The following is an 11,769-nucleotide window of genomic DNA, read 5'->3' as shown; positions in this document are numbered from 1 at the left end:
ATTTCACCTCACGGTGAACACCCTTGCATAGGCTAACAGTTCTCGCTCGACTGAGCCCGTAGAGGACTTTCACCTCCTAGATCAACGCCATGCTCGGCGCACCATAAAAAAGCCCCACCTATAGTGGGGCAAAACTTCCATCGCTTATAGTTATAGTGATAATTCTGTTGTTCTATTCGATTATCTAACCTGCGTTTCAGTTAGTGTGTAAAGGTATCTAATCGCTTAAATACCACACGTAAATCGTCGATTAACCGAAGTCACCGTTTACGTAACCTTTAGTACGATCATCTTTTGGTTCACTGAAGATAACGCTGGTTTCGTTATGCTCTACAAGCTCTCCCATTAGGAAGAAAGCCGTGCGGTCTGAGATACGACGCGCTTGCTGCATTGAGTGCGTTACGATAACGATAGTGAAGTCTTTCTTCAGATCTTCCATCAATTCTTCAATCTTGTGTGTCGCGATTGGGTCTAGAGCCGATGTTGGTTCATCCATCAGGATTACATCTGGTTCCATTGCAATGGTACGTGCGATACATAGACGCTGTTGTTGACCACCAGACAGACCAAATGCATGCGCTTTAAGACGGTCTTTTACTTCATCCCACAGTGCAGCACTGCGTAGCGAGCGCTCAACCACTTCATCGATGTGTTTTTTGTCTTTGATACCTTGAGCACGTAGGCCGTATGCCACGTTCTCGTAGATGCTCATTGGGAACGGGTTTGGCTTTTGGAATACCATGCCTACGCGGATACGTAGGTCAGCGACATCGATATTACCGTAGATGTCAGTGCCATCCATATCCAGCTTACCCTTAATCGTAACGCCTTCAATTAGGTCATTCATGCGGTTCAAACAACGCAATAGTGTTGATTTACCACAGCCAGACGGGCCAATCAGAGCAGTAACCTGGCGAGTTGGAATTGGCAGGTTGATAGATTTAAGCGCTTGGTTGTCGCCGTAAAACAGATCTAGGTTCTCAATATCAAATTTATTCATGTTCGTAATCTCTAAATTCTTAAATTCGTGTCTAACTTGATGCTTTCTTTATCACGGGGGCTCGCTTTATTTATGAGCCAGCTAATGAGCTTAGTAAGTTGCCGTGTTGAAGCGTCTGGCAATCAGTTTTGTAACCATGTTGATCAAGAGAACCAGTACGATTAGGACTGTCGCCGTGCCGTAGGCTTGGTTCCACTCATCGATAGTAAATAGCTCTGTTGTCAGCTTATATAGGTGAACCGTTAGTGTACGGCCAGAATCGAATACCGACTCAGGAACACGTGCCACCATACCTGCTGTTAAAAATACAGGTGCTGATTCGCCAATTACACGACCAATACTAAGAATGACCGAAGTTAAGATACCTGGCATTGCGCTTGGTAAGATCAAACGCCAGATAGTGTAGATTTTTGAAGCGCCAAGGCCGTATGAGCCTTCGCGGTAAGTTTGTGGCACTGCCATCAATGCTTCTTCTGTAGTACGAATGATTACAGGAAGAATCAGGATACTTAGCGTTAGTGCACCCGACAGAATCGAGAAGCCAAGACCAAGAATCGAAACAAAGAAGGTCATACCGAACAGACCAAAGATGATCGATGGGATACCAGCTAACGACTCAGTACAGAATCGAATCACTTTCACCAATCGGCTACCTACTTTCGCATATTCAGTTAAGTATATCGCCGTCATGATGCCCAGTGGCGCGGCTACCGCAATCGATGCGATTACCATGTAGATCGTGGCAATGATCATTGGGAAAATACCACGTTCTTCACCAGTACGAGTGTAATCGTCAGTGATGAAGTTCCAATCTACGTATTGCAGACCGTTCGATAGGATGTACCAAATAATCCAGAATAAGAAACCAACGGTTACAGCTGCAGCTGCCCAGATAAAACCTTTTAGGATGTTATCTTTGGTTTGACGTGCTTGTTTTAGTTTTACGCGATCCATATTACTTATCCTCGCCTACTTCGCTTTTTCACGGTTAAGATAAAGTAGAGCACCATTTAACATCATGATGAACACTAGAAGTACAACACCTGTTGCGTACAGTGCGTTAGCGTGAACGCCACTTGCGTAAGACATTTCAATTGCAATGTTTGCTGTTAGCGTACGAGCAGAGTCCAAAATGCCTTCTGGCATTGCTGGCGCGTTACCCATAACCATGATGATTGCCATCGTTTCGCCAAGTGCGCGGCCGATACCCAAAATCACACCAGTCATAATGCCTGAACGTGCAGCAGGAACGAGTAGCTTAAAAATCGTGTAGATTTTCGAAGCACCCAGTGCAAGTGAACCTTCTTTGTATGTACGAGGTACCGCACGAATCGAAGTTTCAGAAACCGTGATAACGGTAGGAAGAATCATGATACCCAGAACAATGATACCCGCCAGGATAGTGTTACCCGCTGGTACTTGGAAAACGTTTTGAATCATTGGAACGATAATTACTAGACCGAAGAAGCCGTAAACTACCGACGGGATACCCGCTAGAAGCTCAACTGCTGGTCGAATAATATCTGCAAGACGCTTTGGAGCAATCTCAGCAATAAAAATAGCGGTTAATACACCAACTGGCACACCAACAACTACAGCTCCAAGTGTCGAAACAATCGATGCAACAATCATGGTTGCAACACCGAATAGAGCTGGAGGTAACCAGTCAACACCCAGAACGATGCCAGAAACACCGGCCTCTTGGAATGCAGGGATACTCTCTGCAACGATAAAGTAAGCGATAACGGCTAGTGATACGATGCCGATTACAGCACTCGATAAGAACAAGCCGTGGAAGATTCTTTCTCTCCAGTCGATGCGCTTCTTAGCACGTAGACTTGGCTTGTTGATTTGAGTCGCTTCAGTATTCATAAGCTTTTCACTATTTGCGATGGTCATATATAAAATCTCAAACTTTGTGGCTCAATAAGAGCTCGAAATAAACAAAGTTGAAAGAAAAGGCTCAGCCTAAAGCAGGCTGAGCAATAATTAAGATTGAGTCAGTTAAGATTAGTTAACTGTGATGTAGCCTTTCTTACCAGCGATAGCTTGAGCTTCATCTGCAACCATCCAATCTAGGAATTGTTGAGTTTCAGCTGTTGGAGCGCCTGCTTTGTAAAGAACTAGGAATGGACGAGCAACTTTGTAAGAACCGTTCTTAACGTTGTCTACAGTCGCAGCAGCGCCGTCGATAGTTAGAGCTTGAACAGATTCGTCAACTGTACCTAGAGAGATAAAGCCGATAGCGTATGGGTTGCTTGCTACAGAAACTTTAAGTGCGCCGTTACCGTTTGCAACTTGTGCACGTTGAGAGATAGCCGATACTTTCTTATCGCCAATCTTCTTCTTAAGCTTCATGATGTCTTCGAATGCACCACGTGTACCTGATGCAGTATCACGAGTGATTGCTACGATTGGCTTGTCAGCACCGCCAACATCTTTCCAGTTAGTGATGTCGCCTTTGTAGATTGAAGTGATTTGCTCAGCAGTAAGAGCAGATACTTCGTTGTTCGGGTTAACAACAACTGCGATACCGTCACGAGCGATAACTAGCTCTTTCAGGTCAGCTGTTTTCTCTTCTTCTTTTAGGTCACGAGAAGAGATACCAAGGTCAGCACTTCCATTTTTTGCTGCTTTGATGCCTGCAGAAGAACCTGGTGCTTGAATTTCGATGAACACTGGTTCGCCTTTATTCATGTAGGTTTCTGCAAAAACTTCAACCAGTGGAGAAGCACTGTTAGAGCCAACTACAGAGATAGTTTCTTTAGCTGAAGCTGTATTCACTGTTAGAGCGCCTAGTAGTGCGATTGCACCGATAACTGTCTTTTTCATCACAAATTTCCTTTAGTGGCGTTATTGCCGTAATGTTTTGCTTGAACGAGGCCTACTTTAGAATCTGAATGTGACAGTTGTGTTTCACTTAATTGAAGCCTATATGACAACTACAAATTAATGGCTAATTTCTCTCCTACTCGATGAATTGATAGTCGCGCCCCCATCAGATGCAGTTAGTGAATGCAGGTCTCACCATCGTTTGAGCACCAAAAAGCTAGATTTCCTTCCCTATTTATATCGAATACTAACCAATATATTTCTCTATTTATCAATCAATTAGCCCTAACACGATGGATAAAAAGATCCACCTTTATCGCCATTTAGAACAATAAACAACCATCTATATCAAATACCTATCGCATATAACGAAATCAAAGCCTTTACTGATTGAATTGTCAGTCTCATTAGTTAGAATCGCCAACTAATTCTAATAATAATAATTCTCATCTTTTTATTTTATTCAAAGAAGGACATTACATGCGCCAACTTCTCAGTGGCTTATCAATCAAAATACAAATTCTTATACCCGTACTATTTTCCGTTGTCTTACTTTTAGCCGGTGTCATTATCGGTGGTGAAAAACTAGAAAGTGCATTCAAAGATGTGTCAGTAGCAACCGACCAGTTAATCTTACATAAAGAAGAACTTAGCGAAATCGTCGACAACAGCTATGGCATGCGCATCAAAGCGATTTACAGTCTATTCAATGCTGATGACGTAAAAACATTGGTTGAAACACTAAACCAAAAACGCGATCAGAATACTCGCCTACTGAATTCATTAGACACAGTGCCAGGCATGCAAGATGAAGTGGCCGCGATGAACAAAGCGATGAATCACTATGTCGACTTTTCTCGCACCACCATGCTTCCTCTATTAAGAGCGAAACACGGCGATACATCACTCTCTTCAGATTTTGAAAACCGCTACCAGATCGCAATCGACCAATACCGACACGCGGGTAATGAAATGGTGCAAGCGATCAATACTCTGTCTAAAAAGCTGAACTTGCTTGCCACTCAAGAGGTCGACATCAACGGCCAGCAACACGCTAGCACGCTGACTACTGCGACCATTGCACTGTTGGTGATCCTATCTGTAGCTCTAATTATCAGTTGGACGCTGGCTGGTATCATTGTTAAGCCGATCAGCAACATTCAAGAAACGATGCGGGAAGTAGCAAAAGGTAACTTGTTAGTTAAAGCAGAAGAGTATGGCGACAACGAAATCTCACGCCTAGCGCAAGACGTAAACCAGTCTGTTGAACAGCTGCGTGACACGGTAAGCTCGCTGTCTCGAATCAGTATCGAAGTGGCTTCTGCGTCGACAGAGCTAGCGGCTGTAATGACACAGTCCAGCGTTAACTCAGACCAAGAGAAGCAAGAGGTGGAGCAAGTTGCTTCTGCTGTGAACCAATTGGAAAGCACAGCAGCACACGTTAATGAGAACGCAGTACAAGCCGACTCAGCGTCTAAGCAAGCTGACGAAATGGCGACACACAGCATGAGCTTGTTTAATGAAAGCAACAAAGCTAACGAACAGATGGCGATTCAGCTAAGCGAAGCCGCAAATGTTGTGGGCACGCTAAAAGAGCACTCTGAACAGATTGGTAAAGTGATTGAGGTAATTCAAAGTATCTCTGAACAAACTAACCTGCTGGCGCTTAACGCAGCAATCGAAGCCGCTCGTGCAGGTGAAAGCGGTCGTGGTTTCGCAGTGGTTGCTGATGAAGTTCGAATGCTAGCGGCACGTACACAAGATTCAACCAAAGAGATCCAAACCATCATAGAAGGTTTGCAGGTTCAATCCGGTAACGCGAATGAAAGCATGAGCAGCTCATTATCTATGCTGGAACACAACCAAACTCTTGCAGGTGAAGTAAGCGCGGCGCTTTCAGGCATTGCTAACTCGGTAACGGACATGACTGAGATTAACACTCAGGTTGCCTCTGCCGCCGAAGAGCAAAGCCAAGTAACCTCAGACATCAACCGTAACATCTCAAACATCTACAGCCTAGTAAGCCAAAACGTTACCGGCATTACTCAAGCCGCTGCAGCAAGCCACGAGCTTTCTAACCTAGCAGAACAACAGAAGCAGCAGTTGGATTACTTTAAGGTATAGGCTTCAAGGTACGAAGTTCAAGGCAAACAGATTCAGGCTGTATGCTCTTTAGAACTCGCCGATAAACAAAAAGCCAGCCATCATGGCTGGTTTTTCGCTTTTAGACACTACTGACGAGATTCAGCCGCTCGAATTCTTTCAATCGCTTCTACCCTTCTAAGCTGTTCTGGTAGGAAATGTTCAGTCCTAAGTTGCGCAATCTTCTCTTGTTGTTCGGTTTTTGATAGGAATGAATCTTTCAAGACATCATTTCGTTCTGCGAAGTAGACCTCTAACGAGTCTTCAAAGGCCGCTCTTTGTTTATCAAGTGCTTCAAGTCTCTGGGTTGCTTCTTCACCGACAAGTTCGCTTCTCTTTAAGTATTTACCCTGTTCATCGAGACCTTCAGAGCTAGAGAGCTGTTGGAGTAACACCTGATTCTGGTGACTCGACTGAACATAATCAGGTTGCTCAGATAGATAGGATTCGAGTCTTTGTTGGTATTCTTCATCCTCTAATCCCTCCTGTTTCAGAAGTAACTTTTCTAAGGCGATTTCTCTCATTCTGTTGTCGTGCGTAAACAGAATACTTATCTCGCTCTCACTGAAAAACTGAGCTTGGAGGTCAAGGAGCGCTTGATTGAGTGCACGTAGATCATCAGCGGAAATGGATGTGGTACCGAACTGCACGTCCAACGATGTCAGTGCCGACTTATACTCAAGATATTTGGCAAACAGTGCTTCATCAACCACGGTTGTTGATGCTTGTTCGTGGTGTTTCGCCACGTTGTCTCGAATATCTTCAAGGGTTAATTCTGCATTACCTGACACGAAATATTCCATCATGTCTTTTGCTGATGCGTTATCGATGTCGGTATCTTGCTGAGAGGTGACTTTCAATGAGGAGACGCGTTGTTCGTCGTCAGTATGTGTATCTTGATTATTTAGATATAAAAAGACCGCCGCTGTGCTCATCAGGGCTATCGTGGTTATCGACAAAATGGCGGTCTTTTTCATCATACTTCCCTTGTTTTCTTGTTAAACGGCTTTGCAGACTACAAGCCAGCCAACTTCAATCGATTGGCATGCTGACGATATAGAGTTACAGGATCTGTCTCAAACAAGTGGTGAATTCCCAATAACCCATTAATCTCATCTAGGTGGTTCATTTTGTAATCATCACCAATCACTTTGCCCAAATGCGCGCTGCATGCTCCTACTAAGCCATCATTAGGTTCGTTGAAGGCTAAGCCTAGGATTGTCATCGCTCCGTCGGTAGGATCAAGAAGGTTGGTAAAAGTGGAAGACCCTGTCCATGAATAGTAATAAACGCCGTTACTTGCTTGCCACTCACCATCGCCACACTCAGACGTCGGAACGCCCTCAGGGTAAAACTGGTTGAAGGCTAGCGAGCCTTCTGTGGTCAATGCTTCAAGAGAAGCGAGGCCATCTTGGTCGAGATCCGTTCCACCAGATAAAAGGTTAATCAGTGTCGTTAATCCACCTGCTAATTTAACCGCGATACCTTCTGTAACAGAGCCTTCAGATACGTTCCCTCGAACGAGATCAGCGACCTTAGAACCTTTATGCACACCGCCAATACTGGTCACTGAAGCAACAAGATCAGGTCGAACTGACGCAACATAACGAGCCGTAGGCCCACCGTGGCTATGACCAACCAGATTCACCTTACTTGCTCCTGTTGCAGCTAACAGCGTTTCAACTTGGCTGAGTAACTGTTCACCACGGACCTCTGAACTGTTGGTTGCAGAGACCTGAGCGACATATACGTTCGCGCCATCTTTGGTTAGGGATTCAGGTAGGCCATAGAAATAGTCAACGCCCGCTAATGTATCGAAACCAAACAGACCATGTACCAACATAATGGGGTATTTCGTTTCAGTGTATCCCCTGGCTTCTAATGCTGATGCGCTCGTTCCGGCATATACGCCAAAACTGGATAGGCAGGCTATCGTCCAAATTAATATCTTTTTCAATGCTCTTTCCTTAAACAGATTAGACCTCTGATGAGTAAAAGAACCGTAGATGATGATTTTATAAAACAGAAAGTAACGACTTCATATTTGTGATGGCGAACTTGAATTAAACAGGTGCGATGAACATCAGGCAAACAAAATCAGGAAAAAAACATAAGCAATTGATTAAATTAACATTTAACTAAGGTTGATGAGATTGTTCTTTCAATATCCCGACTCAAATATCAATTCAACATTCTCAATAAACCAAAATTATTCGACAAATAACCGTTTGGAAACAGGTATTTTTCAACCAAAACTCGTTGATAACTTGATGCTTATTCCATTAACGACACACCACAACCCTGAATGTATTGACGCTAATTATTGATTTTAGATATAGGTCGTACCAGTTATTTACTTATCCACTTATCAAGCAACAGCGTTTCTGTTTGGCTCATCTAAATATAAAAGAGAATACAGTGATGAAAAATACGGCTTTAATACTCACGTTAGCCCTGCCTTTTGGCGCTTATGCCGCTGAAGACTCAATACCAACACCTGAATCGATTACATCTGCACAAGTACTCAGTGCACAAGGCTCAGAGACCTATTCATATGTTAGATGTTGGTATCGAACCGATGCCTCTCATGACTCCCCAACCACCGACTGGAAGTGGGCAAAGAAAGAGAATGGTGATTACTACACGATCAACGGATATTGGTGGTCTTCCGTTTCATTCAAAAACATGTTCTACAGCGATGCCCCGCAATCGGAAATTAAACAACGTTGCGAACAGACGCTCGACATCCAACATGACGCCGCTGACATCACCTACTTTGCCGCAGATAATCGCTTCTCTTACAACCACTCAATCTGGACCAACGACAACGCTTTTCAAGCCAGTAGCATCAATCGTATTGTCACCTTTGGTGATAGCCTGTCCGACACTGGTAATCTATTTAATGGCTCACAATGGGTTTTTCCGAACGCAGATTCGTGGTTTTTAGGGCACTTTTCGAATGGTTTAGTCTGGACGGAGTATTTAGCAAAAGCGAAAGATGTCCCTCTGTATAACTGGGCTGTGGGTGGCGCCGCAGGTACCAACCAATACGTGGCATTGACTGGTGTTTATGATCAAGTCACCTCTTATCTGACCTACATGAAAGTCGCCAAAAACTATCGTCCGGAAAACTCACTGTTTACTTTAGAGTTTGGCCTCAATGACTTCATGAATTACAACCGAGAAGTCGCCGATGTAAAGGCTGACTTTAGCAGCGCGCTGATCCGCTTAACAGAATCTGGTGCGAACAATATCCTGCTGTTCACCTTACCCGATGCAACCAAAGCCCCTCAATTCAAATACTCTACCGAACAAGAGATAATAAAAGTTCGTGGCAAGATCTTAGAATTCAACCAGTTCATCAAAGCTCAAGCCGAGTATTACCAAGGTATGGGGAAAAACGTGGTGTTGTTCGATGCAAGTGCGTTGTTCGCCAGCATTACCGATAACCCAGAACAACATGGCTTTCGAAACGCGAGTGATGCTTGTCTTAATATCAATCGAAGCTCAGCCGCGGACTACTTGCGAAGCCACAGCTTAACCAATGACTGTGCCACCTATGGTTCAGACAGTTATGTATTTTGGGGCGTGACACACCCAACTACAGCTACTCATAAATACATTGCCGACCACATCTTGGCGTATTCGTTCTCGACGTTCAATTTCTAACTAAATATCGAAAAGTAATGGCTGAGCCAAGGTCGAGATACAAAAAAACCGCCTAATATTGGCGGTTTTTATTTATGTCAGTTTTACTAGCAAACGCTTTAAAACTGGCTGGTGATTACTCGTCGTCCACTTTTGGTGCGACTTTCTTCTTAGGGATAAACACGGTATCACCCACGGCCACATTTTGGTGGAAGCTCTTATCGCGCTTAACTGGTTTCTTCGGCGTTTTCTTCGCTTGAGTGTTGGTCTTCTTCTTAGCAGGACCGCCTTTAGCAAACGCAGGTTTACGTGGCTTAATGCCTTTGAATTTACCTTTTAGGCCTTCAAGTACAGAGAAGGTCAAATCTTGTTGAAGGTAAAGTTCAACACGCTTGAAGCTGTCCCAGTCTTTTGGACCAACCAAAGAAATCGCATCGCCTTTGTTACCCGCACGGCCAGTACGACCTACACGGTGCACGTACTCTTCCGTATGCTTAGGCATATCAAAGTTGATAACGTGGCTCACGTTTGGAATATCAATACCACGTGAAGCAACATCGGTAGTTACCAAGATCTTGTAAACCGCACGCTCGAACTGGCTCATAATAGCATTACGTTGCGTTTGGTTTAGGTTACCACTCAGTGCTACCGCTTTAAGCTTCTTCTCGTTCAACTTATCTGTTAAACGGTCAGTATCAGCGCGTGTTGCTGTGAAGATCATTACCTGACGGTATTCAGCTTCTTCCAGTACACGGTCTAAAATCGCTTCTTTGTGATCTAGGTGATCACATAAGTAGAATTTCTGTGTGATATCTAAGTGTTGCTCGTTAGAAACACCAACAGAGATACGCTTAGGTGCGTCTAGCATTTCATTTGCAATGCCATTTACTTCAGCGTGATCTAACGTTGCAGAGAACATCAACGTTTGACGACGACGGTGTTTAGCTGCATTGGCAATGCGACGAAGTTCTGGAGCGAAACCCAGATCAAGCATACGGTCCGCTTCATCAAGGATTAGCGTTTCAACACCATCTAGGAACAATGAACGATGTTCTAGGTGGTCAGCAAGACGGCCTGGAGTCGCAACGATAAAACGAGGGTACTTACGCAGTGCTTTAACTTGGTCGTTAAAGTTCTCACCACCTAAGATAAGCGCCGCTTCATAAGACAGACCACCAAGCATGCTACGCAGTTCGCCGTAAACTTGCTTCGCTAGCTCACGAGTAGGAGCCAAAATTACACCACGAGGATCTTTAGCAGAAAACGCTTTTGTTTTTAATGCTTTATGTATCATTGGCAACACAAACGCCAATGTTTTTCCTGATCCCGTTTTTGATGAAGCCAATAGATCCTTACCAGCAATAGCAACAGGGATCGCTTTTGATTGGATCTCTGTCGCCTTCTTGAAGTCGTAATGTTTTAAGTTCTTCAGTAAGCGGTTATCTAAGCCTAAATCTTTAAAGTGCAAAGGACTCTCCAGTCATGATGGTATTGAATAAAATTAATTTAACGTGACATGATACCGCGAAAGTACTTTATAAGGATAGAGATCACAGTAAATTTATCCCTTTATCTATCTTTAGCTAGAACAACGTATGCATTGCTAGCAAAGGGATAGCTCTCCAAAAACACCTTCAAGTCGTCTCTAAATCCTTCATCTCATAAATGAGACACAACGTGATACTCAGCTAATTACCTCAAAAATTTAGCAATTTCTTTATTTATTGTTTTTGCAGTTAAAAAATTAGTCGCTACAATCATTAATGAAGCGACTATATGATAAAGAATGTATAGCGCATCTTTTGATGATAAATAAGCAAGGAGTTCTTATGAATAAGACGTTAATCGCAGCTGCAGCCTCAGTTTTCATTTTAGCCGGTTGTTCTTCAGAGCCAGAAGAAGCTGCAGTGTCAGAAATGGATCAACTAACTAACCAAGTGGCTCAACTTACTAGCGAAGTTGAAGCACTTAAGAGTGACAAAGCAGCCGCAGAAATGAAGGCACAAGAAGCAGAAGCAGCCGCTATGGCAGCAAAAGAAGAAGCGGATCGTGCTAACGAACGTATCGACAACATCGCTGAGTCGTACACTAAGTAGTTTGAGATCTAAGTGCGATTAAGCTGTAGTTTAAATAAGTCGCAAAAGCAG

At 43.7% G+C, this 11,769-nt stretch carries 10 protein-coding genes; 3 read left to right on the top strand and 7 right to left on the bottom strand.

Features of this window, described 5'->3' with window-relative positions; all coding sequences use genetic code 11:
• Positions 1-250: 250 nt before the first annotated feature.
• The 4 genes from pstB to F0229_RS19355 form a co-directional block, all read right to left on the bottom strand.
• The gene (gene pstB, locus F0229_RS19370) at positions 251-1,000 is read right to left on the bottom strand and encodes a phosphate ABC transporter ATP-binding protein PstB (protein ID WP_004737715.1); all 750 of its coding nucleotides are present in this window, start codon (positions 998-1,000) and stop codon (positions 251-253) included.
• A 90-nt stretch (positions 1,001-1,090) separates the two neighbouring features.
• On the bottom strand, positions 1,091-1,954 hold the full coding sequence (gene pstA / locus F0229_RS19365) for a phosphate ABC transporter permease PstA (protein ID WP_017064256.1): 864 nt from the start codon (positions 1,952-1,954) through the stop codon (positions 1,091-1,093).
• A 15-nt stretch (positions 1,955-1,969) separates the two neighbouring features.
• Positions 1,970-2,899, bottom strand: a complete 930-nt coding sequence (gene pstC, locus F0229_RS19360; protein ID WP_017064255.1) for a phosphate ABC transporter permease subunit PstC — start codon at positions 2,897-2,899, stop codon at positions 1,970-1,972.
• Positions 2,900-3,010: 111 nt separating this feature from the next.
• Complete coding sequence (locus F0229_RS19355) at positions 3,011-3,832, bottom strand: phosphate ABC transporter substrate-binding protein (protein ID WP_017064254.1); 822 nt, start codon at positions 3,830-3,832, stop codon at positions 3,011-3,013.
• 480 nt (positions 3,833-4,312) lie between these two features.
• Here F0229_RS19355 and F0229_RS19350 point away from each other — a divergent pair, with 480 nt between their 5' ends.
• Complete coding sequence (locus F0229_RS19350; RefSeq protein ID WP_171733489.1) at positions 4,313-5,956, top strand: methyl-accepting chemotaxis protein; 1,644 nt, start codon at positions 4,313-4,315, stop codon at positions 5,954-5,956.
• Between the two features lie 107 nt (positions 5,957-6,063).
• Here F0229_RS19350 and F0229_RS19345 read toward each other — a convergent pair whose 3' ends face one another.
• Both F0229_RS19345 and F0229_RS19340 read right to left on the bottom strand, forming a co-directional pair.
• Complete coding sequence (locus tag F0229_RS19345) at positions 6,064-6,951, bottom strand: lipase secretion chaperone (protein ID WP_017060037.1); 888 nt, start codon at positions 6,949-6,951, stop codon at positions 6,064-6,066.
• 38 nt (positions 6,952-6,989) lie between these two features.
• Complete coding sequence (locus tag F0229_RS19340; protein ID WP_216606188.1) at positions 6,990-7,931, bottom strand: triacylglycerol lipase; 942 nt, start codon at positions 7,929-7,931, stop codon at positions 6,990-6,992.
• Positions 7,932-8,395: 464 nt separating this feature from the next.
• On the opposite strand from F0229_RS19340, the gene F0229_RS19335 reads away from it, so the two are divergent.
• On the top strand, positions 8,396-9,643 hold the full coding sequence (locus F0229_RS19335; protein ID WP_171733490.1) for an SGNH/GDSL hydrolase family protein: 1,248 nt from the start codon (positions 8,396-8,398) through the stop codon (positions 9,641-9,643).
• Between the two features lie 115 nt (positions 9,644-9,758).
• Here the strand turns inward: F0229_RS19335 and F0229_RS19330 are convergent, their stop codons facing one another.
• Complete coding sequence (locus F0229_RS19330; protein WP_017061883.1) at positions 9,759-11,090, bottom strand: DEAD/DEAH box helicase; 1,332 nt, start codon at positions 11,088-11,090, stop codon at positions 9,759-9,761.
• A gap of 361 nt (positions 11,091-11,451) precedes the next feature.
• Here F0229_RS19330 and F0229_RS19325 point away from each other — a divergent pair, with 361 nt between their 5' ends.
• Positions 11,452-11,718, top strand: a complete 267-nt coding sequence (locus F0229_RS19325; RefSeq protein WP_017061882.1) for an Lpp/OprI family alanine-zipper lipoprotein — start codon at positions 11,452-11,454, stop codon at positions 11,716-11,718.
• Positions 11,719-11,769 lie beyond the last annotated feature (51 nt).

The sequence above is a fragment of the Vibrio sp. AIC-3 genome (genome assembly GCF_013114515.1).
Taxonomy (GTDB): Bacteria; Pseudomonadota; Gammaproteobacteria; order Enterobacterales; family Vibrionaceae; genus Vibrio; species Vibrio crassostreae_C.
This window is presented reverse-complemented; position numbering and strand designations above follow the sequence as displayed.